This window comes from Hyphomicrobium sp. CS1GBMeth3, from assembly GCF_900117455.1.
Lineage (GTDB): Bacteria > Pseudomonadota > Alphaproteobacteria > Rhizobiales > Hyphomicrobiaceae > Hyphomicrobium_C.
The window spans coordinates 839,227-860,109 of the sequence record NZ_FPHO01000003.1 but is presented as its reverse complement, the minus strand read 5'-3'; the positions used below and the strand labels follow the sequence as shown (position 1 = coordinate 860,109).

Genomic DNA, 20,883 nt, shown 5'->3' with positions numbered 1-20,883 from the left:
CAGAGCGCCACAAGCATGGGACGTAAGCGTGCTGTTTTTTTGGGTCAGCTGTTTTTAGCCGCGAGGCGATCGTTCATCCAAAGGGCAATGACTGTGCAGACGGCGCCAGACAATAGATAGGCACCGGCCGAGATCAGCCCGAAGTGGGTCGACAGCAGCAAGGCGGCGAGGGGAGCGAAGCCTGCCCCGAAGAGCCAAGCGAGATCCGTGGTGATCGCAGAGCCCGTGTAGCGGAACGCCGGCGAGAAAGCGGAGGCGACGGCGCCCGAGGATTGACCGAACGAAAGGCCCAGCAACACAAACCCGAGGATCATGAAAATTGTCTCGCCGACGGATCCCGCGTCGAGCAGTTGTGGTGCGAATCCGCTGAAAGCGGCGATGGCGAGCGCGGAGCCCATCAACAGGGACCTGCGTCCGATCCGGTCGGCGATCATGCCGGAGGCGAAGATCGCGAGCAGGCCGAAGAAGGCGCTGACGGTCTGGATGACCAAGAAGCGCGCGATGCCTTCAGAGGTAAACAGAAACACCCAGGACAAGGGGAATACGGTCACCATGTGAAACAGCGCGAAGCTCGCGAGCGGCGCGAAGGCGCCTGTCAGGACGTTGCCGCCCTCCGCCCGCAGAGTGTCCGACACACGAGCCGGATACAACTCGCGGTTCAGGAACAGCTCGCGATACTCCGATGTCGAGACAATTCTGAGACGCGCAAAGAGCGCGACGACATTTATGGCGAATGCGACGAAGAACGGATAGCGCCAGCCCCAGGCGAAGAAATCTTCCGCGGACAGCTTGCCGACGAAAAAGGCGAACAGAGCGCTCGCAACGATGAGGCCGGCCGGCGCGCCGAGCTGCGGGATCATCGCATACCAGCCGCGGTTGCGCTCCGGCGCGTGGATGGAGAGAAGCGAGGACAGTCCGTCCCAGGTGCCGCCGAGTGCGATGCCCTGGCAGATGCGCGCCGCGGCCAGGAGCCAGATGGCGGCGGCGCCGATGCTCTCGTAGCCGGGCAGGAACGCGATGGCGACCGTCGCCGTCCCGAGCAGGAACAGCGCAATGGTCATTTTCACGCCTTTGCCGTAGGCGCGGTCGATGGCCATGAAGATGGCCGTGCCGAAGGGGCGTGCAATGAAGGCCAGCGCGAAGATGACGAAAGAGTACAGCGTGCCGGTCAGCGCGTCGGCTTGTGGGAAGAGAAGCTTCGGAAAGACGATGACCGAGGCGATGGCGTAGACGAAGAAGTCGAAGAACTCGGACGTGCGACCGATGAACACACCGACCGCGATCTCGCCGGGGGCCACTTCGCTGTGGCGCGCCTCGGGGCCGACTGCGCCGTGTCCTGCCATTGTCGCCGAAGATTGAGCCATGATCGCACCGGAATGATGTTTCGCACGCGTCTCGCGCCGTGTCGGCTGTGCCGCATGGCCGTCCTAGGCGTCCGTGGCCAATCGCGGCATTGGGCAAATTGTCCAATGGGCCGCGCGCGCTTCAAGAGGTAGCGCTGCGACGGAGCCGCCTCGTACGCACGGACCGCCTATCATGAGCCGCTTTCGACTGTTGGCGCTGACGCCGCTTGCCCTGATGCTGGGGGGGTGCGACTTTGTCGTGCTTCATCCTGCCGGTGACATCGCCGTGCAGCAGCGCGACCTTGTTGTGATCTCGACCGTCCTTATGCTGCTCATCATCGTCCCGGTGATGGCGCTCACGGTGTTCTTTGCCTGGAAATACCGGGAGGCAAACCAGTCGGGCGATTACGATCCAGACTGGAATCATTCCACCTATCTCGAGCTGGTCATCTGGGCCGCGCCGCTTCTGATCATCATCTGCCTCGGCGCGGTCACCTGGATGTGGACGCACCTGCTCGATCCCTACCGCCCGCTCGACAGAGTGGCGCGCGAGCAGCCGGTCGCGGAAGCGGTCAAGCCGCTTGAGGTCGAGGTGGCGGCGCTCGATTGGAAATGGCTATTCATTTATCCGGAGCACGGTATCGCCACCGTCAACGAGATGGCGGCGCCGGTCGACAGGCCGATCCGCTTCCGCCTCACTGCGACGTCGGTGATGAACTCGTTCTACGTGCCGGCGCTGGCCGGGATGATCTACGCCATGCCCGGCATGGAGACGACACTGCACGGTGTGATCAACAAGCCGGGCACCTACGCCGGCTTCTCCACCAACTACAGTGGCGATGGCTTCTCCGGCATGCGATTCGCCTTCCACGGAGTGGACCAAGACGGTTTCGACAAATGGGTCGCGGCGGTGAAGGCGGAGGGCGGTGCGCTCGATCGTGCGACCTATCTGAAGCTCGCCAAGCCGAGCGAGAACGAGCCCGTGCGCCGCTACGCGACCGTGGAGCCGCAACTTTTCCGGCTGATCCGCGACCGCTGCGCGGAGCCCGGTAAGATGTGCATGGACGAGATGATGGCGATCGATGCCAGCGGCGGGCTGGGGTTTGCCGGTATCAATCTGCTGCAGCCGCCCGACAGGAAGGCCGGCACCATGCGCAGCGCTCTGTTCGGGCCGAAGGCAACGGCGGTCGCCGGCATCTGCACCACTGAGGAAGCCCAGGCCGCCGGCGAACGGACGGCGGATGCAGCGCGCCCCCGTGATCGCCAGCCGCTTCTCGGGGCCGGTCTGCCGCGTCCCTCGTTCACGCCCTTCTCATCTCCCAAGATCGACGCGAGCCTTCCGTTGCGCTCGCTGTCCGGCACCTGAGTGCGCACATGTTCGACAATTTCGATTTGACCAAGCTGATCTTCGGCCGGCTCACATGGGACGCCATCCCGATTCACGAGCCCATTCTCGTCGGCACCTTTGCGGTCGTTGTGCTGGGTGGGCTCGCGCTCGTCGGTGCCGTCACCTACTATCGGCTGTGGGGCTATCTCTGGCGTGAGTGGTTTACGACCGTCGACCACAAGCGCATCGGTATCATGTACATGATCCTCGGTATCGTGATGCTGTTGCGCGGCTTCGCGGACGCGATCATGATGCGTATCCAGCAGGCGATGGCCTTCAACGGTTCGGAAGGCTATCTCAACGCCCATCACTACGATCAGATCTTCACGGCCCACGGCGTGATCATGATCTTCTTCGTGGCCATGCCACTGGTCACGGGGCTCATGAACTACATCGTTCCGCTGCAGATCGGCGCGCGCGACGTCTCGTTTCCATTCCTCAACAACTTCAGCTTCTGGATGACAACCGGCGGTGCCGTGCTGGTTATGATGTCGCTGTTCGTCGGCGAGTTCGCACGCACGGGGTGGCTGGCATATCCGCCTTTGTCGGGCGCCGAATACAGTCCAGGTGTCGGCGTGGACTATTACATATGGTCCTTGCAGGTGGCGGGCGTCGGGACGACGCTATCGGGCATCAACCTCATTTGCACGATCGTCAAGATGCGCGCGCCCGGCATGACGATGATGAAGATGCCGGTGTTCGTTTGGACGTCGCTCTGCACCAACGTTCTGATCGTGGCGACCTTCCCGATCCTGACGGCGACGCTGGTGCTGCTCTCACTCGACCGCTACGTGGGCACGAACTTCTTCACGAGCGATCTCGGCGGCAATCCGATGATGTACGTGAACCTCATCTGGATCTGGGGTCATCCGGAGGTCTACATCCTGATCCTGCCGGTTTTCGGCATCTTCTCGGAGATCGCGGCGACCTTCTCGGGCAAGCGGCTGTTCGGCTACACGTCGATGGTCTACGCGACCGTGGTCATCACCATCCTGTCCTACCTCGTGTGGCTGCACCACTTCTTCACGATGGGATCCGGCGCCAGCGTCAACTCGTTCTTCGGCATCACGACGATGATCATCTCGATTCCGACGGGTGCCAAGGTGTTCAACTGGCTGTTCACGATGTATCGGGGCCGCATCCGCTTCGAGCTGCCGATGATGTGGACGATCGCGTTCATGCTGACGTTCGTCATCGGTGGCATGACCGGCGTGCTGCTCGCCGTACCGCCTGCCGACTTCGTTCTGCACAACTCGCTGTTCCTCGTTGCGCACTTCCATAACGTCATCATCGGCGGCGTCGTCTACGGCTTGTTCGCTGGCATGATCTACTGGTTCCCGAAGGCGTTCGGTTTCCGGCTGGATCCGTTCTGGGGCAAGGTATCGTTCTGGGGCTGGGTGCTTGGCTTCTTTTTCGCGTTCATGCCGCTTTACGTGCTCGGCCTTATGGGCGTGACGCGCAGGTTGCGGGTGTTCGATGATCCCTCGCTGCAGATCTGGTTCCTGATCGCGGGCTTCGGTGCCTTCCTGATCCTGATCGGCATCGTGGCTTTCATCATTCAGATCGCCGTCAGCATCATGAGGCGGGATCAGCTTCGCGATACGACGGGCGACCCGTGGAATGGCCGCACGCTGGAATGGGCTACATCGTCTCCGCCGCCGAACTACAACTTCGCCTTCACGCCTGTCGTGCACGACAACGATGCGTGGTGGGATATGAAGCGGCGCGGCTACCGGCGGCCCCTCGAAGGCTTCAGGCCGATCCACATGCCGGGCAACACGGGGACGGGTGTTATTCTCGCCGGCCTCAGCGTTGTGCTCGGGTTCGCGCTCATCTGGTACATGTGGTGGCTGGCGGCTCTGAGCTTTGCGGCCATCATCGGTGTCGCGATTGCCCATACCTTTGGCTACGACCACGGCTTCCATATCGCGAAGGATGACGTCGTGCGCACCGAGGCCGAACGGACGAAGCTGCTAGCAGCAAGCGGAGTGAATGCATGACGATGCTTGCCAGAGACACCCACGCAGGCGATGAGGCGCCCGTATTCTACCTCAAGGACGAGCACGCCCATCCCGAAGGCTCGAGCACCATGCTCGGCTTCTGGATCTACCTGATGAGCGACTGCCTCATCTTTGCGGTGCTGTTCGCCATCTACGGGGTTCTGGGCGCCAGCTATGCAGCGGGTCCGGCGCCTAAGGACCTGTTCGAGCTGGAGCTTGTGGCGCTCAACACGGCCATGCTGCTGCTGTCGTCGCTGACCTTCGGGTTCGCGATGCTGGAAATGGTGAAGGGCAACGTGCGGAGTACGCTGGCGTGGCTGGTCGTCACCGGCGTGTTCGGTCTCGCCTTCCTCGGGATCGAACTCTACGAGTTCGCGCACCTGATCCATATCGGCGCCACGCCGCAGCGTAGCGCCTTCCTGTCATCCTTCTTCACGCTCGTCGGCACGCACGGGCTGCACGTGGCTTTCGGCATCGTCTGGCTGGTCACGCTCTGGATTCAGGTGCGGCGCCACGGACTCGTCGAGGCCAATAAGCGCCGGCTGATGTGCCTCAGCATGTTCTGGCATTTCCTCGATGTGATCTGGATCGGGGTGTTTACCTTCGTCTACCTGATGGGAGTCCTGCGATGAGCGCGCCCAACGCTGCCGCGCATGCCGAGGCCGGCCACGAGCATCATCATGCGGATGGACATGCGCATGGGTCGCTCCGCGGTTATCTGATCGGCTTCGTGCTGTCGGTTGTTCTGACCGCGATGCCATTCTGGCTGGTGATGGGCGAGGTTCTGGAGAGCAAACAGCTCACGGCTTTCGTCATCATGGCGTTCGCGATCGTTCAGATCGCCGTCCACATCGTCTTTTTCCTGCACATGACCAGCAGTGCGGAAGAGGGGTGGAGCATGATGGCTCTGATCTTCACGCTGATCGTCATCGTCATCGCGATGGCCGGCTCGCTGTGGGTCATGCATCACCTGAACACGAACACCATGCCGTTCCACGATATGCGGCAGATGCCATGACGGCGGCGCTCCGGCACGGGCGCTCCTCGCTAGCGGTGATCCTTATCGTGATCGCCGCGGTTGCGAGCGCCGCGCTGCTCGGCGCACTCGGTGTCTGGCAGGTGAAGCGGCTTTCCTGGAAGCTGGATCTCATCGAGCGCGTGGAGCGGCGCGTTGCGGCCGATCCCGTTGCGGTGCCCGGGCGTGACACGTGGGGCTCCGTAACTGCAGCTTCCAGCGAGTATCTGAAGGTGCGTGTGGCGGGACGTTTCCTGCACGATAGGGAAACGCTCGTGCAGGCTGTCACCGATCTCGGTAGCGGCCATTGGGTGCTGACGCCGCTCGAGACGACACATGGCTTTACGGTGCTCATCAACCGTGGGTTCGTGACGGCGGAGCGCCGCGATCCGGCAGTACGCGCTGGGGGTGCGATCGCGAGCGATACGGCCGTGACCGGCCTTTTGAGGCTGTCAGAGCCAGGCGGTGCATTCCTGCGCGAGAATGATCCGGCAGGCGACCGCTGGTATTCCCGCGATGTGGCGGCCATCGCGTCCGCGCGGGGGCTTAGTGAGGCCGCGCCCTATTTTATCGATGCGGACGCAGCGCCCAATCTCGGCGGATGGCCAGTTGGTGGTCTGACGCGTGTGAGCTTCACCAACAATCATCTCGTTTATGCCGTGACGTGGTTTACCCTGGCCCTGATGGCATTGGCGGGCGGTGCCTATGTGCTCTACGACTGGCGGCGGAAGCAAGGCGCGCGGGGCGGCTCTAAGTCCGAGCGGTGGGAGCTATCCGGCGAGCTTAGGTAGCGCGATGGCGGCGCCGGACACCACGAACCGCAAGAACCTTCTGCTGCTCGTCCAGCTCCGCTGGCTCGCGGTCGCCGGGCAGATCATCACCATTCTCTTTGTCCATCATATGATCGACGTCGTGCTACCAGTCGCGCCTATGGCGGCGATCGTGCTGTTTCTCGTCGGTCTCAACGTGACGACGTTGCTCCGCTTGCGCAGCTTGCGTCCGGTTGCGCATTTCGAGCTGTTCGTCGAGCTTCTTCTCGATGTCGCCGCGTTGACAGCCCAGCTTTATCTGAGCGGGGGCGCCTCCAATCCGTTTGTCTTTCTCTATCTCCTGCAGGTGATGCTCGGGGCCACGCTGCTCGACGTCCGAGCCACCTGGTCGCTGGTCGGGTTCGCGAGCGCCTGCTTTCTCCTGCTCATGTCATTCAACCGTCCGCTTGCGATTCCGCTGTATGACAGCGAGACCTTTGTCACGCTTCATGTCCAGGGCAGCTTCATCAGCTTCTTGCTGACGGCATGCCTGCTGGTTCTGTTCATCACGCGCATCAACCGCAATCTGCGGGAGCGCGATGCGCATCTCGCCGATCTGCGCCAACAGGCGGCGGAGGAGGATCATATCGTGCGCATCGGGCTTCTTGCGTCCGGCGCCGCGCATGAGCTCGGCACGCCGCTTGCCACGCTCTCGGTCATTCTCAACGACTGGCGCCACATGTCTGCCTTCCGGAAGGATCCGCAGCTCCTCGAAGAGATGGGCGAGATGCAGGTGCAGCTCGACCGTTGCAAGCAGATCGTATCCAGCATCCTCGTGTCGTCGGGTGAAGCCAGGGGCGAGGGTACGATCCGCACGACGATGCGTGACTTTCTTGACGATGCGGCGCTAGAATGGCGTGCCAGCCGATCGCCAGCCCAGGTGGATTACAGCAATACCTTCGAGCCGGATGCCAGCATCGTGTCTGATGCCGCGCTGAAGCAGGTGTTGTTCAATCTGTTCGATAATGCTCTGGAAGCGTCTCCCGCGTGGGTGGGGCTTTCCGTCATGCGGCAGGAGGACATGCTGGTCATCGTCGTCGCGGATGCTGGACCGGGGTTCAAACCGGACATGCTACAGTCGATCGGCAAGCCGTATCAGTCGAGCAAGAACAGGCCAGGCAGCGGTCTCGGTCTTTTTCTCGTGGTCAATGCCGTTCGCAAGCTCGGCGGCTCGGTTTCGGCGCAGAACAATCCTGGAAAGGGCGCGTCTGTCACGTTGACGCTGCCGCTTGCCACTTTCTCCGGTTTGGGTAGTGACGGAAAGCCATCGTTCGCTTCTGATCGTTGAGGATGACACCTCTTTTGCGCGTGCCCTGCGGCGCTCCTTTCAACGGCGCGGCTATTGCGTCGAGGTGTGCGAGGGGCTGGATGGGTTGGACTCGCTATTGGCCGCGACGCGCTTCGGCTATGCCGTCGTCGACCTCAAGCTTGCGTCCGGCTCGGGCCTCAAGGTTGTTAAGACGCTCCATGATCATGATCCGCACATGCGTATCGTCGTGCTCACCGGGTTCGCGAGCATCGTGACGGCGGTGGAAGCGATCAAGCTCGGTGCCTGCCATTATCTCGCTAAGCCCGCGAACACGGACGACATCGAGGCGGCGTTTGGAAAGACCGGCGGTGATGCGGGCGTGCCGCTCAGTCCGCGCCCGTCGTCGCTCAAGACGCTCGAGTGGGAGCGGATTCACCAGACGCTGGTCGAGACCGAGTTCAACATTTCGGAGACGGCGCGCCGCCTCGGGCTGCACCGGCGGACGCTGGCCCGGAAGCTCGAAAAGCGTCGGCTGACCTAGGCGCTTCGGCCCGCTTTACCGGGTTACGGCGGCTTCCCTCCTCCGAGCACAGAGGTAATACGCCGACCGCTGAGCGCCGCCCGGGCAGTTCTGCTCTTTCCGCATGTCAGCCATAACCGCCGTATATATTGCGGAAAATCCCGATTTCGCAGATGCACAATTGTCTCGATGTCGTTGAGAGCGATGCGCATGGGTAAGCCGGCATTCATTGGGAAGAAGTCGAAAGCCGCTGGCGGCTGGGGGGCGCTCAAGAGCTGCGGAAAGAAGCTCCTTGCCAGCGGCTCGCCGCTCACTGGCGCGGCGGCGATGCTGAAGGCGAACCAGCCGGATGGCTTCGATTGCCCGGGCTGCGCCTGGGGCGACCCCGAGCACGGTTCGTCGTTCGAGTTCTGCGAGAATGGCGTAAAGGCGGTGGCCTGGGAGGCGACCCACAAGCGCGTCGGCCCAAATGATTTCTTTGCGCGTCACACCGTCAGCGAACTGCGCACGTGGACCGACTATGATCTCGAGCGTCAGGGCCGCTTGACGCACCCGATGCGCTATGACGCCGCCAGCGACCGTTATGTGCAGGTTTCGTGGGACGACGCGTTCGCGGAGATTGGCCGGGTTCTCAAGGCCCTCGACAGTCCCGACCGCGCGGAATTCTATACGTCCGGCCGCGCTTCGAATGAGGCCGCATATCTCTATCAGCTCTTCGTGCGCCTCTATGGCACCAACAATTTTCCCGACTGCTCAAACATGTGCCACGAGGCGAGTGGCGTCGCGCTCGACCAAGCTGTCGGTATCGGCAAGGGCACGGTGACGCTCGAAGATTTCGAGAAGGCCGACGCCATTTTCGTCATTGGCCAGAATCCGGGCACCAATCATCCGCGCATGCTTGGCGACCTGCGCCGCGCGGCCCTGCGTGGCGCGCGTGTCGTCGTTCTCAATCCTGTGCGCGAGAAGGGGCTCGAGCGCTTTGCAGATCCGCAGGACAAGCTCGAGATGCTGACCGGCGGCAGCAAGCCCATTGCAAGCGAGTACTACCAGGTTCGGGTCGGCGGCGATATGGCGGCCATTCGCGGCATCGCAAAGGCCGTGTTTGCTGCCGATGACGCGGCGCTCGCCGAGGGGCGGCCTTCAGTTCTCGATCATGGCTTTTTGAAACAGCACACGTTCGGTTTCAGTGCCTACCGCGTTGCCGTGGATGCGGCGAGCTGGGATGAGATCGAGCATCAGTCCGGTCTCACGCGTGCGCAACTTACGCATCTTGCCGAGATCTACATCGGTGCCGATCGCACGATCTGCACCTGGGCGATGGGCGTTACCCAGCACCGCCATTCCGTGCCGACGATTCGCGAGATCGCCAGCTTCATGTTCCTGCGCGGCAATGTTGGCCGGCCGGGTGCCGGCCTGTGTCCGGTGCGCGGGCATTCGAACGTGCAGGGCGACCGCACGGTGGGCATCAATGAACAGCCGAGTGCGGCATTCCTCGACGCCCTCGAGACGGAGTTCGGCGTTTCGATGCCGCGTCGGCACGGTCATAACGTGCTGGCGGCGATCGGCGCTATGCTCGATGGCTCGGCACAGGCGTTCATTGGGCTCGGCGGAAATTTCGCGCGCGCTACTCCCGACAGCTCTCTCATCGCCAAGACGCTGCGCAATCAGAAGCTGACCGTCAATATTGCGACCAAGCTCAACCATTCGCATCTTCTGCCGGGAGAGGTGAGCTACGTGCTGCCCTGCCTCGGACGCACGGAGATCGACCGCAACAGCAAGGGCGTTGCCCAGATCGTGACGGTTGAAGATTCGATGAGCATGGTGCACGGCTCGGGCGGGATCAACAAACCGGCTTCGCCAGAGCTTCGTTCCGAGGTCGGCATTATCGCAGGTATCGCGGCGGCGACCGTCGGCTCGGACGTCGTGGACTGGGCACAACTCGCCCAGAACTATGATCGCATCCGTGATCTGATCGCGCGTACCATTCCTGGTTTCTACGGCTACAATGAAAGGGTCCGCAAGCCGCGCGGTTTTCGCCTTTACAACGCCGTCGATCATCGCGTCTGGAATACACCGTCGCAACGGGCCACCTTTTCGTCCGACAGCCTGCCACGCGAGACCGAGCACCAGAAGGCGCTCGGCGAGCAGGGCCTCTTCGTGCTGCAGACCTTCCGCTCTCACGATCAGTACAATACGACTGTTTACGGTCTCGACGACCGCTATCGCGGAATCTATGGCGAGCGCCGCGTCGTGTTCGTCAATCCGGATGACCTCGCCGAGATCGGTGTGGAATCCGGGGATCGCGTCGACATCATCGGACGGCACGACGATGGAATCGAGCGTGTGGCGGAGAGCTTCCGCGTCGTGTCCTACGATCTGCCGCGCGGATCGGTGGCCGGCTACTATCCGGAGCTGAACGTCCTCGTGCCGTTTTCGACAGCCGGCGAGCAGAGCGATACGCCGACGTCTAAGTCGGTCCTCGTCTCGTTTCGCCAGACCGAGCAGTTGAGCGCGGCATGAGCAACACAGCCGAGCGCGAGATCTCTGAGGAGCAGTTTCTCGACCTCGCTGCGAAGGTTGCCTCGGTGGTCGACTCTCTCACCCCTGTCGGTGCGGGTGTGCTCGCTGCGCTGCAGCTCGGCATTTGCAATGACAGCCGGACGTTCTCACGCATTTTCGGCATCGCCCATGCTCTAGTTCTTCGCGAGGTGACGGAGCTGGCCGGAGAGCGCGGCCTGCTTGCTATCGTCGGCCGCAACGCTCGCTCACAGCGTACCGCATTCAGCCTCACGGACACGTCCAGGGATCTCGTGTCGCGCGTTATTTCCATGAATCCGGCGAAGTCCGAGCAATGAAGCCCGGACTGTCCTGATCTCATCTAGGGGAACCTCGGCCTAAAAGCCGAAATGGCTGAGGCCAGGTCGCTTGTCGGGGCGGCGGCCAAGCGGCCAACGGAATTTGCGGTCGGCTTCGGCGATCGGGTGCTCGTTGATGAACGCGCGCAACCTCGAACAAGCGCTGCGATTGCTCGGCGGTCGGAGTGTCGGGCCGGACTTGTTCGGGCTCGTGCCAGCGGTGTGCCGTGCTCTCGAACTGGCTGGCTGGTTGCTCGGGGACGTCGAGCGCATAGAAATCAACGAGGCGTTCGCGGCTGTACCTCTTGCCATCGCCAAAGAGTTCTCCATCCCGGAGGAGCTCACAAACGTCGAGGGCGGAGCCATCGCGCATGGCCACCTCATCGACGCGACGGGCGCAGTGCTCAATCGTCGTTTGTGCTTCAGGGAGGCGGCCGCCTCCTTCCGCGTCTAGTATCTGGGGTGGCATCCGAGCAGATGCGGTTGTCATTGCACCGTCATACTGGGCGTCGACAACGTGACCGGACTTGTACGGGGAGGGTGCTCACTACAAATGCCTCTCAGTATCGGTAAGACCCAAGTGCACGGTTGAGAGGATGCCATGTCGAGTAGTGACAGCGACTTGATCTCCCACAAGATTAAAGCCGAAATTCAGGACAGCTTCGACGAAGAGCTGGAGATGGAGCTCGACGATCGGTCGTCCGGCGAGGGGTTCGATGGCCGGGAGCGCAGTCTCGAGCGTAAACTTTATTTCAGCGAGCTGTTCAGGCTGCAGCGCGAGCTGATCAAGCTGCAGGACTGCGTCGTCGAAGACGGTCTCAAGGTCGTCGTGCTTTTCGAAGGGCGCGATGCTGCTGGCAAGGGCGGCGTCATCAAGCGGATCACGCAGCGCCTCAATCCACGTGTCTGCCGCGTGGTTGCCCTTCCGGCGCCAAACGAGCGGGAGCGGACCCAATGGTACTTCCAGCGCTACACGCCGCATTTGCCTGCTGCGGGCGAGATCGTCCTTTTTGACCGGAGCTGGTACAACCGGGCTGGCGTCGAGCGCGTCATGGGCTTTTGCTCGGAAACCGAGGTCGAAGAGTTCTTTCGCTCGGTGCCCGAGTTCGAGCGCATGCTTGTGCGCTCGGGAATCAAGCTGATCAAGTACTGGTTCTCGATTTCGGACGAGGAGCAGTTCTTCCGCTTCCAGATGCGCATCCACGATCCGCTGAAGCAGTGGAAGCTGTCGCCAATGGATCTCGAGTCGCGTCGGCGCTGGGAGGCCTACACGAAGGCCAAGGAGGCGATGCTCGAGCGGACGCACATCCCGGAAGCGCCGTGGTGGATCGTCGAGGCGGACGATAAGAAGCGGGCGCGACTCAACTGCATTCGTCACCTCTTGAACCAGGTTCGTTATCGGGAAGTCGCGCGCGAGCCTTTCGCTCTTCCCGCGCGCGTACACAATCCGGACTATATTCGCGGACCCGTTCCGGACGAGATGTACGTTCCTGAGGTTTACTGACCTCAGGCGGCTTCCTGCCAATAGCGCTCGGGGCCGAGGTCGTCGGATTCGATCTCGGGCTTCGTTCCGCCGATCAGATCGGCGAGGAGCTGCGCTGAACCGCAGGCCATGGTCCAGCCAAGTGTTCCGTGGCCGGTATTGAGGAACAGGTTCTTGTAGCGTGTGCCTCCGATCACAGGAGTACCGTCCGGTGTCATCGGGCGCAGGCCAGTCCAGAACGTGCTGCGGGTCTTGTCTCCTGCGCCGGTGAACAGGTCCTCGACGGAGTGCTCGAGGGTTGCGCGGCGGGCTTGCGGCAGGTCGAGGCGGAAGCCAGCGATTTCGGCCATGCCGCCGACCCGGACGCGATCGCCCAGGCGCGTGATCGCGACCTTGAAGGCCTCGTCCATCACGGTGGATACGGGCGCGCGGGTATCATCGGCGATCGGGAGCGTGATCGAGTAGCCCTTCACCGGATAGACCGGGACGCGCAGGCCGAGCGGCCGCAAGAGCGCGGGCGTGTAGCTTCCGAGCGCTGCGATGAACGCGTCGGCTTCAATTAAGTCAGACGCTGTCTCGACGGCAACGATGCGCTGGCCCTCGCGACGCAGGCCCTTGATATCGACGCCGAAACGGAATGTGACGCCGAGGCCCTCGCAGATCCGGCGCAACTCGTTCACGAACTTGAAGCAATCGCCTGTCTCGTCGTGCGGCATACGCAAGCCGCCGACGATCTTGCGGCGGGCTGCTGCAAGCCCGGGCTCGACCGCGATGCAGCCAGCCGGATCCAGCACCTCGAACGGCACGCCGCCCTGGCGCAGCACCTCGATGTCCTTGCCGACCGCGTCAAGCTGCTTCTGGGTGCGGAAAAGCTGCAAGGTTCCGAGCGTGCGATGATCGTAGGCGATGCCGGTCTCGTTGCGCAGCGCAATCAGGCAGTCGCGGCTGTATTCCGCGAGGCGGACCATCCGCGCCTTGTTCACGGCGTAGCGTGTGGCGGTGCAATTGCGTAGCATGCCGGCCATCCAGCGCCAAGCGCCAGGCACGGCGGCTGGCCGGATGACGAGGGGCGCGTGCTTCATGAACAACCATTTCGCAGCCTTCATCGGGATGCCGGGGGCGGCCCATGGTGCGGCGTATCCCGGCGAGATCTCGCCCGCGTTAGCGAAGCTCGTTTCGAGCGCGGGACCGGACTGGCGGTCGATGACGGTGACGCGGTGCCCCGCCTTGGCCAAGTAATAGGCGGATGTCACGCCGATCACGCCAGCACCGAGAATGACGATCTTCATGGTGGCCTCTGTTGCGCGTCTCGTAGGTTGGCTCAGCAGTACTGGCGGTGGTAGCGGCGACCCAGCCGGGTCAAGATTTCGTAGGAAATCGTTCCGGCATCGGTGGCGATCCGCTCCAGCGACTGGTTGGGGCCGATGATCTCGACGAGGCTTCCCGGCTTCATGGCTCCGGTCGGAAGCGCAGAGGCGTCGAGGGTGATCGTGTCCATGGACACTCGGCCGACGATCGGCAGTCTCGTGCCGTCGAAGTAGGCCGCGCCACGATTGCTGAGCGCGTGGGGAAGGCCGTCGGCATAGCCGGCAGCGATGGTGGCAAGCCGCGTCCCGGCCTTCGCAACGTACGTTCCGCTGTAGCCGACCCGTGCTTCCGCTGGAACGTTGCGCGTCTGGATAACCCGAACGTCGAGGCGCACCACCGGCCGCATCGGGCTCGGAGAGTTGGCCGTCGGTGCGCCGCCGTAGAGAGCGATTCCGGGGCGCGCCAAGGCGCCATGAAAGTCAGTGTCGAGAAAGATGCCCCCCGAGTTCGAAAGACAGAGGCCGATACCCGGAAAGCGCGCCGCAAATCTGTGAAGCTCGGCGAGCTGCTCTCTGTTCTGCGGATTGTCCGGGTCGTCGGCAGATGCAAGGTGGCTCATCACGAACAGCAGGTGGATGCCGCGCAGCAGGGTGGGTTCCGTTGCGAGAGCCTGCGCATCGGTTTCGGAAAGTCCGAGCCGCGACATGCCCGTATCGAACTGCAACACCGCAGGCAGCTCTCGGCCGAACGTTTCCGCGCACGATGACCATGCCTGAAGCTGCTCGAGCGAGTTCAGAACGGGGATAATGCCAGCCGCGGCGCAGCGTGCTTCCGCTCCGGGATGAAGGCCGTTCAGCACGAACAGGCGGGCTTCGATCGGAAGGACGGCCTTGAGCGGCAGTGCCTCGTGGAAATGGGCGACGAAGAAGTCGCGGCATCCGGCATCGAAAACCGCGGGAGCGACGCGAGATGCGCCGAGGCCGTAGCCGTCGGCTTTGACCACGGCCGCTGCGCGGACCGGCGCAAGGCGCGCTGCGAGCGCTCGGTAATTTTCGCGCAAAGCTGCGAGATCGACGGTCAGCAACCCTGCTGCCGTATCGCTATCGAATTGCCCCCCGAACCCGCCATCCATGATCCTGCGCCTCCCCGGAACACTTGGTGGAGGATGACGCAATAATCTAGCAATTTCATAGCTATTTCTGCGTTTATATGCCATTTATACGCCTGTTCTGCAATAAGCTGCGATTAATTAGAATAATCTGCCATGCTCCAACTTGATGCCATTGACCGCACCATCGTTCGCCTGCTCCGCCTCAATGCGCGGATGAGCAATGCCAAGCTTGCTGAGGAGGCCGGTTTGTCGCCCTCGGCTTGCCTTCGGCGGATCAGGGCGCTCGAACGCAGCGGTGTAATCCGGGGCTATACGGCAATCGTTGGTGCGTCGGCGAGCGAAACGACGATGGCCGTGATCATCAACATCACGCTCGAGCGGCAGACCGAGGACGTTTTCAATCGCTTCGAGGCGGCTGTGCGCAAGCATCCCGAGATCCAGGAGTGCTATCTGATGACCGGCGGCTCGGATTATCTGCTGCGTGTCGAGGTCGAAAATTCGGCCGAGTTCGAGCGCATTCACACGGAGATCCTGTCCATGCTGCCGGGCGTGGCGCGCATTCATTCGAGCTTCTCGATCCGCAACGTCCTCGCCACGCGACGGCGATCGGCGTCCAAGCGAGGAAGCGATTGAGACCTGCTATCGAAGGTGCTTCGGGGATCCCTCAAAGTCAGTTTGACAAGCCCTGGCCGGAGTGGGACATTCAATCGTGTGGTTGAGGATAGGAACGTGCCACTCGATGCACTTTTTCATGCGCTCTCGAACGACACGCGGCGGGAAATCATAAGCCTGCTCGCTGAGCGCCCGCACAACATCAGCGAGTTGGTGCCACGGTTCGACATGTCGCTCGCGGCCGTGTCCAAACACGTCAAGACGCTGGAGCGCGCGGGCCTCATCGATCGGCAGGTTGTCGGGCGCAATCATATCTGCCGGCTCAATGCCGAGGCACTCGGTGAAGCCTACGCATGGATCGGCGGTTACGAGCGCTTCTGGCAACAACGCATCGACACACTGGAACGAGTCCTGAAAGAGACTCAGGGTGGATCGCATGGCGGCAGAAAAAAATAATAAGCCGGTTTCCGTCACGCTGGTGCGCAAGATCAGCGCCGCGCCGGATGCCATCTACGCGGCCTGGACAGAGCCGGGCCTTATCGTTCGATGGCTCGCGCCCGGAGCCGACACGGTGACGTCGGTTACGATGGATGTACGGCGCGGCGGCCGGTTCCGTCTCGAAGGACGGCATGGCGACGGGCGGCCCTATGCATACTCCGGCACCTATCTCGAGCTTGCGGAAGATCGCCGCGTGGCGCTGTCGTGGATCTATGATGGTCCGATACCGGCGCTCAAAGGCGGGGCGTCGGTCGTTATCGCGGATATCCGGCCGGTTGCCGCGGACCTCACGGAGCTTACGGTCACGCACGAGAAGCTGGGCGCGCGCGATGCGGCCGAAATCTATCGCGTGGCCTGGGCGGAATGCATTGACCACCTGGAGGCCGTTGCCTGTGACGCAGGCTCCGAGGTTGCGCACCCTTTTGAAGTTGAACGGCCGGATTTCTATTCCGACAGTCAGCGCGATATGCAGGCGCGGTTCAAAACCCGCGGGCTTGCGGATCGGTTGGAGGCCGTTCTTGTTCACGATCACCTGAGTGCCGCCGACGCGGCGTTCATCACGCGCCAGAACATGTTCTTCCTCGCGACAACCGATGTCTATGGACAGCCCTCGTGCTCCTACAAGGGGGGCGCGCGAGGTTTCGTGACGGTGATCGACGAGCGAACGCTTGCCTTTCCGGACTACGACGGCAACGGCATGTACCTTTCGATCGGAAACATTAGCGAGACGGGGAAGGTCGCGCTGCTGTTCGTCGATTTCGAGCGGCAAGCCCGTATGCGCGTTCTCGGTACGGCTTCTCTTGCGGACGATGACCCGCTTCTGTTGCGTTATCCTGGCGCGCAGATCGTGGTGCGGATCAATGTCGAGTCTGTCTTCTCCAACTGCCCACGGTACGTGCACCGAATGCAACTCGTTGAAGAGTCTTTGTATGTGCCCGCGGAGGCGAGCGGCGATGCCCCGGCTCCTGCATGGAAACGCCTCGGCACGATCGCGGATGTCCTGCCCGACAAGGACAAGAAGCACGCGGGTCAGGATATCGACCTCAACAAGACCCTGAACAAAGATTAGGCGCGGCGGCCGCTCTGCCTTGGCGCACTCGTCGCTCTGTTGCGCATTCGCATCTCATGGCGCTGTGTCATCGAAGCGTCGCCAATCGGTTGCCTCTCCGTCGTACTCGATTGCTAGCCACCTCAGACGGGCGGTCGTCTGAGGTCGCCGAGCGTCGGGGGACGCGAGATGGGCGTTGGCTACGGGTATCGGGGTATGGTGGGCGCTGCGGGCGGCGGTTCGCTGCGCTCTGGATGGGCATTTGGAAATCCGGGCTTCCTCTTTCTTTTGAGCATCCTTGCCGTGATCGGTGTGTTGCGCGTGTTGGCGCTCGTTGCTAACGGTACCGATCTCTACATGGATGAAGCGCAATACTGGGCGTGGTCACGAGACCTTGCGCTCGGCTACTTTTCTAAGCCTCCGCTCATCGCGTGGATCATCAGCGGCGCGACGGCCGTGTGTGGCGACGGCGAGGCGTGCATCCGATTGCCGTCCGTTGTTCTTCATCTGGTCACGGCGGCTCTCATCTATGGCATTGCTGCCCCGCTCTATTCCGAGCGCGTGGCGTTCTGGGCCGGGCTCGGCTATACGCTGCTGCCGGCTGTTTCGCTGTCGAGCGGCATCATTTCGACTGACGTCCCGCTGCTGGCAGCCTGGGCCCTCGCGCTGTTTGCGTTCGTGGGTCTCCTTAGGTCCCCGACGTGGCAGGGTGCGGTGCTGCTTGCCCTCGCGCTTGGGCTTGGGCTCAACGCCAAGTACGCGATGGCGTACTTCATCGTCTGCGCTGCGGTTTACTTTGTAGTGGCGCGCGAGCATAGGCAGCGTCTTAGGCAGCCGCACTTGTGGCTGGCGCTCGCCGGCGGGCTTGCGCTCATCGCACCGAACGTCGCCTGGAACGTTGCCAACGGCTTCGTGACCTTCTCCCATACAGCGGACAACGCGCAATGGGGCGGCATACCGTTTCATCCGGTCAAGGCGGCAGAGTTCGTTCTTTCGCAATTCGGTGTCTTCGGGCCGATCCTGTTCGGCGCTCTGCTGGTGATCGCCTGGCGGGCGGCGCGGCGACCTCTCGAGGTTGCGGCTGCCGATAGGCTTCTGCTCGCTTTCTCCGTGCCGATTCTGCTTTTGGTCACCACGCAAGCCCTGATCTCGCGCGCGCACGCGAACTGGGCCGCGCCAGCCTACGTGGCAGCGGTCGTCCTGGTGACCGCAGTGATGCTCAGAGATCGCGCGTTCACGTGGATGCGCGCATCGTTTGCGCTCCACGCCATGGTGGCGATCGGGATCGCGCTCGCGACATGGCAGGCGGGACGCCTTGCGCTGCCTGGCGTCGGTGACCCGTTAGCACGCACGCTTGGCAACCTAGCCCTCGGCGACGCCGTGCGGGACGAAGTCGCTGCTGCGCGCCTCAAAGGTTCTCCTGTTGGCGCGGTTCTTACGGATGATCGCGAGCTTGCGGCGGCGCTCAGCTACTACGGTCGCGATCTCGCTGTGCCGATCCTTTCGTGGCGCAGTGGCCCCGCGCCACGCAACTACTTTGAAATGGCTCATCCGTTCTCGGCGTCCTCTCCGACGCCCGTGCTGCTTGTCAGCCTTCGCGCAACATCGCCGGCAACGCACGCATTCGCCTCTGTGGCACCGAGCGGATCACGCGTGATTGCAGCCGGTCAGCACGCCACCAAGATCCTTCATTTCTCAACGCTTGCCAGTTTTCGCGGAGACTGAGTCATGGCCGCCCACGATCCTCATGCGCCCGAAGAGGTCAAGTTCAGGCGGGAGTTCCTGATCGCCGCAGCTGTGTTGGCGGCTCCGCTTGCGGCGATCCTTATCGCGAACCCGGATATTGACCTTGCCATTTCCCAGGCGGCGCGTGAGGCGTGCAGCGTGCCAGCGACGGTCCCGGGCAGGCCGTGGTGCCCCACGGATGCCATGGACTTTGCCCGCCGCATATTCATGGCGATTTTTGCGCTGGTGTCGATTGCAGCCGTCATTACCGCGCTTCGCGTGGTCGTCGCCCGGCGCAAGTGGATCGGTCTCGAACAGGCCCGCTGTGGGTTTCTCATCGCCGTGCTCGTAATGGGGCCGGGCGTGGTCGCCAATCTCGTGCTCAAAGATAACCTTGGCCGCGCACGCCCGCGCGACGTCATTGAGTTCGGCGGCGACAAAGCGTTCACGCCGGCGCTGGTGCCCTCCGAGGAATGTCCGCGCAACTGTTCCTTCATCAGCGGCGAAGCGTCGTCGATGTTTGCCGCGTTCTTCGCGTTGGCACTGGTCCTGCCGCAATACCGGCGAGGACTTCTGGCTGCGGGCGTTCTCGTCGGCCTGTTGGCTGGCGCGGTCAGGATCCTGCAGGGCGCGCATTTCTTCAGCGATGTGCTGTTCGCCGGTGTCTTCATGGCATTGACGGTGAGCGTTCTTCACATCGCAATCATCGGTATCTGGCGCGATCCGCGGCGCACGTGGGTTTTGCTATCAGCGCCGTTCACGCCGCTTGTCCGCGTTGCCATGGTGGGGAGGACACGCTGATGCAAAGCGGCACGCTTTCCGTCGTCATTCCGGCCTTCAACGAGGCGGGTAACATCGGGGCGCTCGTGCGCGAAACCGTGGCTTGCGTGCCTCGCGATCTCTTGCATGAGATTGTTGTTGTCGATGACGCCAGTGACGACGCGACGGCGGCGGAGGTGCAGGCGCTGCTTCGGGAGGTCCCACAGCTACGCCATATCGGCCACGCGCGTCGTGCCGGTCAAAGCGCGGCGATCCTTTCGGGCGTCCGTGCGGCTACGGCCGAGCTGATCGCTACGATGGATGGCGACGGCCAGAATGATCCACGCGATATCACGAGACTGCTGGCGTTGCTTGATGCGGGCCGGGGACGCGTTGCTCTTGCCGGGGGTGTGCGTGTCAATAGGCGTGCGGAATCGTCCAAGCGGATAGCATCCTGGTTTGCCAACTGGGTGCGGAATGCCATCCTCGATGACCGCTGTCCGGATACGGGGTGCGGAATCAAAGTCATCCGCCGCGACGTGTTTCTTTCGCTGCCCTACTTTTCAGGCATGCATCGGTATCTCCCGGCGCTCGTGCTGGCGCATGGTTATGAAACGGCCTACGCGCCGGTCAACGACCGTCCGCGCCGTGCGGGCGTTTCGAAGTACACCAATCTCGGCCGTGGGATTGTCGGCATCTACGATCTCATCGGCGTGCGCTGGCTGATCAAGCGCACTGTGCTGCCAGGCGCGGGCGTATCGCTCGGCGAGCCGCTGGCGGGAGTCGAGCGCACCAAGTCCGCCTCACGGGAGGAACTAAAATGTTTGCCAAACTGATTGCGTGGTGGTCGGCGCTGTCGCCGGCCGAGGTGACGTGGCTTGCTGTTGGCCTTGTCGGGCAAGCGTTGTTCTCGGCGCGCTGGCTTATCCAGTGGCTGGTGACGGAAAGGTCGCGCCGTTCCGTTGTTCCGGATGCCTTCTGGTATCTGAGCCTGTTCGGTGGGCTGCTCGTCTTTGCCTATGGCGTGCACCGGATGGATCCGGTCATCATCCTCGGGCAGTTTGGCGTCATCATCTATGCGCGCAATCTTTTCTTCATCCGGCAGGAGAAGCGTGCACCCGATGCGTCCACGTCGGTGCCGCTAAGCCCAGCAGCGTAAAA

General features: G+C 62.5%; 20 protein-coding genes and 2 pseudogenes. 18 read left to right on the top strand and 4 right to left on the bottom strand.

Going from position 1 to position 20,883, the window contains the following annotated elements; all coding sequences use genetic code 11:
* Window positions 1–44: 44 nt before the first annotated feature.
* On the bottom strand, window positions 45–1,364 hold the full coding sequence (locus CS1GBM3_RS11285) for an MFS transporter (RefSeq protein ID WP_139247889.1): 1,320 nt from the start codon (window positions 1,362–1,364) through the stop codon (window positions 45–47).
* Window positions 1,365–1,536: 172 nt separating this feature from the next.
* Here CS1GBM3_RS11285 and cyoA point away from each other — a divergent pair, with 172 nt between their 5' ends.
* The 9 genes from cyoA (at window position 1,537) to CS1GBM3_RS11240 (ending at window position 11,178) form a co-directional block, all read left to right on the top strand.
* Window positions 1,537–2,709, top strand: coding sequence for a ubiquinol oxidase subunit II (cyoA, locus tag CS1GBM3_RS11280; protein WP_072395395.1), 1,173 nt, complete (start codon window positions 1,537–1,539; stop codon window positions 2,707–2,709).
* An 8-nt stretch (window positions 2,710–2,717) separates the two neighbouring features.
* The gene (gene cyoB / locus CS1GBM3_RS11275; RefSeq protein ID WP_072395393.1) at window positions 2,718–4,730 is read left to right on the top strand and encodes a cytochrome o ubiquinol oxidase subunit I; all 2,013 of its coding nucleotides are present in this window, start codon (window positions 2,718–2,720) and stop codon (window positions 4,728–4,730) included.
* A 2-nt stretch (window positions 4,731–4,732) separates the two neighbouring features.
* A complete protein-coding gene (gene cyoC / locus CS1GBM3_RS11270; RefSeq protein ID WP_139247991.1) occupies window positions 4,733–5,362 on the top strand; it encodes a cytochrome o ubiquinol oxidase subunit III in 630 nt (209 codons plus the stop codon).
* Window positions 5,359–5,748, top strand: coding sequence for a cytochrome o ubiquinol oxidase subunit IV (cyoD, locus tag CS1GBM3_RS11265; RefSeq protein ID WP_072395389.1), 390 nt, complete (start codon window positions 5,359–5,361; stop codon window positions 5,746–5,748). Before cyoC ends, cyoD begins: the two co-directional genes overlap by 4 nt.
* A complete protein-coding gene (locus tag CS1GBM3_RS11260) occupies window positions 5,745–6,536 on the top strand; it encodes an SURF1 family protein (protein WP_072395387.1) in 792 nt (263 codons plus the stop codon). Before cyoD ends, CS1GBM3_RS11260 begins: the two co-directional genes overlap by 4 nt.
* A 4-nt stretch (window positions 6,537–6,540) precedes the next feature.
* Entirely contained in the window at window positions 6,541–7,842 is a 1,302-nt protein-coding gene (locus tag CS1GBM3_RS11255) for an ATP-binding protein (protein ID WP_072395386.1), read from the top strand.
* The gene (locus tag CS1GBM3_RS11250; RefSeq protein ID WP_072395385.1) at window positions 7,808–8,344 is read left to right on the top strand and encodes a response regulator transcription factor; all 537 of its coding nucleotides are present in this window, start codon (window positions 7,808–7,810) and stop codon (window positions 8,342–8,344) included. Before CS1GBM3_RS11255 ends, CS1GBM3_RS11250 begins: the two co-directional genes overlap by 35 nt.
* A 189-nt stretch (window positions 8,345–8,533) precedes the next feature.
* On the top strand, window positions 8,534–10,843 hold the full coding sequence (locus tag CS1GBM3_RS11245; RefSeq protein WP_072397439.1) for an FdhF/YdeP family oxidoreductase: 2,310 nt from the start codon (window positions 8,534–8,536) through the stop codon (window positions 10,841–10,843).
* Window positions 10,840–11,178, top strand: coding sequence for a hypothetical protein (locus tag CS1GBM3_RS11240; RefSeq protein WP_083567480.1), 339 nt, complete (start codon window positions 10,840–10,842; stop codon window positions 11,176–11,178). Before CS1GBM3_RS11245 ends, CS1GBM3_RS11240 begins: the two co-directional genes overlap by 4 nt.
* Before the next feature lie 39 nt (window positions 11,179–11,217).
* Here the strand turns inward: CS1GBM3_RS11240 and CS1GBM3_RS20120 are convergent.
* A pseudogene (locus CS1GBM3_RS20120) lies at window positions 11,218–11,331 on the bottom strand (DUF1348 domain-containing protein); the annotation flags it as partial.
* Between the two features lie 31 nt (window positions 11,332–11,362).
* On the opposite strand from CS1GBM3_RS20120, the pseudogene CS1GBM3_RS11235 reads away from it, so the two are divergent.
* Both CS1GBM3_RS11235 and ppk2 read left to right on the top strand, forming a co-directional pair.
* Window positions 11,363–11,596 (top strand): annotated as a pseudogene (locus CS1GBM3_RS11235) (acetyl-CoA C-acyltransferase); the annotation flags it as partial.
* A gap of 183 nt (window positions 11,597–11,779) precedes the next feature.
* A complete protein-coding gene (ppk2, locus tag CS1GBM3_RS11230; RefSeq protein ID WP_072395384.1) occupies window positions 11,780–12,682 on the top strand; it encodes a polyphosphate kinase 2 in 903 nt (300 codons plus the stop codon).
* A 2-nt stretch (window positions 12,683–12,684) separates the two neighbouring features.
* Here the strand turns inward: ppk2 and CS1GBM3_RS11225 are convergent, their stop codons facing one another.
* Window positions 12,685–13,950: a D-amino acid dehydrogenase gene (locus tag CS1GBM3_RS11225; RefSeq protein WP_072395383.1), complete on the bottom strand. Its 1,266-nt coding sequence runs from the start codon at window positions 13,948–13,950 to the stop codon at window positions 12,685–12,687.
* A gap of 32 nt (window positions 13,951–13,982) precedes the next feature.
* Window positions 13,983–15,101, bottom strand: a complete 1,119-nt coding sequence (alr, locus tag CS1GBM3_RS11220) for an alanine racemase (RefSeq protein ID WP_072395382.1) — start codon at window positions 15,099–15,101, stop codon at window positions 13,983–13,985.
* A gap of 132 nt (window positions 15,102–15,233) precedes the next feature.
* Between alr and CS1GBM3_RS11215 the strand changes: the two genes are divergently transcribed.
* The 7 genes from CS1GBM3_RS11215 (at window position 15,234) to CS1GBM3_RS11180 (ending at window position 20,881) form a co-directional block, all read left to right on the top strand.
* Entirely contained in the window at window positions 15,234–15,713 is a 480-nt protein-coding gene (locus CS1GBM3_RS11215) for an Lrp/AsnC family transcriptional regulator (protein ID WP_072395381.1), read from the top strand.
* Window positions 15,714–15,809: 96 nt separating this feature from the next.
* Entirely contained in the window at window positions 15,810–16,148 is a 339-nt protein-coding gene (locus CS1GBM3_RS11210) for an ArsR/SmtB family transcription factor (RefSeq protein ID WP_244534632.1), read from the top strand.
* Window positions 16,129–17,259, top strand: a complete 1,131-nt coding sequence (locus tag CS1GBM3_RS19300; protein ID WP_083567476.1) for an SRPBCC domain-containing protein — start codon at window positions 16,129–16,131, stop codon at window positions 17,257–17,259. Before CS1GBM3_RS11210 ends, CS1GBM3_RS19300 begins: the two co-directional genes overlap by 20 nt.
* Window positions 17,260–17,427: 168 nt before the next feature.
* Complete coding sequence (locus CS1GBM3_RS11195; protein WP_083567474.1) at window positions 17,428–18,963, top strand: ArnT family glycosyltransferase; 1,536 nt, start codon at window positions 17,428–17,430, stop codon at window positions 18,961–18,963.
* Between the two features lie 3 nt (window positions 18,964–18,966).
* Complete coding sequence (locus CS1GBM3_RS11190; RefSeq protein WP_072395378.1) at window positions 18,967–19,764, top strand: phosphatase PAP2 family protein; 798 nt, start codon at window positions 18,967–18,969, stop codon at window positions 19,762–19,764.
* Complete coding sequence (locus CS1GBM3_RS11185) at window positions 19,764–20,558, top strand: glycosyltransferase family 2 protein (protein WP_083567473.1); 795 nt, start codon at window positions 19,764–19,766, stop codon at window positions 20,556–20,558. Before CS1GBM3_RS11190 ends, CS1GBM3_RS11185 begins: the two co-directional genes overlap by 1 nt.
* Window positions 20,543–20,881: a lipid-A-disaccharide synthase N-terminal domain-containing protein gene (locus tag CS1GBM3_RS11180; protein ID WP_072395377.1), complete on the top strand. Its 339-nt coding sequence runs from the start codon at window positions 20,543–20,545 to the stop codon at window positions 20,879–20,881. The genes CS1GBM3_RS11185 and CS1GBM3_RS11180 overlap by 16 nt, the downstream gene beginning before the upstream one ends.
* Window positions 20,882–20,883 lie beyond the last annotated feature (2 nt).

What these genes read in the sequence shown, in the direction of transcription:
- CS1GBM3_RS11195 (WP_083567474.1), top strand. Translation starts at nt 17,428, where the DNA reads ATGGGCGTTGGCTACGGGTATCGGGGTATGGTGGGCGCTGCGGGCGGC.
- CS1GBM3_RS11185 (WP_083567473.1), top strand. Translation starts at nt 19,764, where the DNA reads ATGCAAAGCGGCACGCTTTCCGTCGTCATTCCGGCCTTCAACGAGGCG.
- CS1GBM3_RS11245 (WP_072397439.1), top strand. Translation starts at nt 8,534, where the DNA reads ATGGGTAAGCCGGCATTCATTGGGAAGAAGTCGAAAGCCGCTGGCGGC.
- ppk2 (WP_072395384.1), top strand. Translation starts at nt 11,780, where the DNA reads ATGTCGAGTAGTGACAGCGACTTGATCTCCCACAAGATTAAAGCCGAA.
- CS1GBM3_RS19300 (WP_083567476.1), top strand. Translation starts at nt 16,129, where the DNA reads ATGGCGGCAGAAAAAAATAATAAGCCGGTTTCCGTCACGCTGGTGCGC.
- cyoB (WP_072395393.1), top strand. Translation starts at nt 2,718, where the DNA reads ATGTTCGACAATTTCGATTTGACCAAGCTGATCTTCGGCCGGCTCACA.
- CS1GBM3_RS11215 (WP_072395381.1), top strand. Translation starts at nt 15,234, where the DNA reads ATGCTCCAACTTGATGCCATTGACCGCACCATCGTTCGCCTGCTCCGC.
- alr (WP_072395382.1), bottom strand. Translation starts at nt 15,101, where the DNA reads ATGGATGGCGGGTTCGGGGGGCAATTCGATAGCGATACGGCAGCAGGG.
- CS1GBM3_RS11255 (WP_072395386.1), top strand. Translation starts at nt 6,541, where the DNA reads ATGGCGGCGCCGGACACCACGAACCGCAAGAACCTTCTGCTGCTCGTC.
- CS1GBM3_RS11180 (WP_072395377.1), top strand. Translation starts at nt 20,543, where the DNA reads ATGTTTGCCAAACTGATTGCGTGGTGGTCGGCGCTGTCGCCGGCCGAG.
- CS1GBM3_RS11260 (WP_072395387.1), top strand. Translation starts at nt 5,745, where the DNA reads ATGACGGCGGCGCTCCGGCACGGGCGCTCCTCGCTAGCGGTGATCCTT.
- cyoC (WP_139247991.1), top strand. Translation starts at nt 4,733, where the DNA reads ATGCTTGCCAGAGACACCCACGCAGGCGATGAGGCGCCCGTATTCTAC.
- CS1GBM3_RS11225 (WP_072395383.1), bottom strand. Translation starts at nt 13,950, where the DNA reads ATGAAGATCGTCATTCTCGGTGCTGGCGTGATCGGCGTGACATCCGCC.
- cyoA (WP_072395395.1), top strand. Translation starts at nt 1,537, where the DNA reads ATGAGCCGCTTTCGACTGTTGGCGCTGACGCCGCTTGCCCTGATGCTG.
- CS1GBM3_RS11190 (WP_072395378.1), top strand. Translation starts at nt 18,967, where the DNA reads ATGGCCGCCCACGATCCTCATGCGCCCGAAGAGGTCAAGTTCAGGCGG.
- CS1GBM3_RS11240 (WP_083567480.1), top strand. Translation starts at nt 10,840, where the DNA reads ATGAGCAACACAGCCGAGCGCGAGATCTCTGAGGAGCAGTTTCTCGAC.
- CS1GBM3_RS11285 (WP_139247889.1), bottom strand. Translation starts at nt 1,364, where the DNA reads ATGGCTCAATCTTCGGCGACAATGGCAGGACACGGCGCAGTCGGCCCC.
- cyoD (WP_072395389.1), top strand. Translation starts at nt 5,359, where the DNA reads ATGAGCGCGCCCAACGCTGCCGCGCATGCCGAGGCCGGCCACGAGCAT.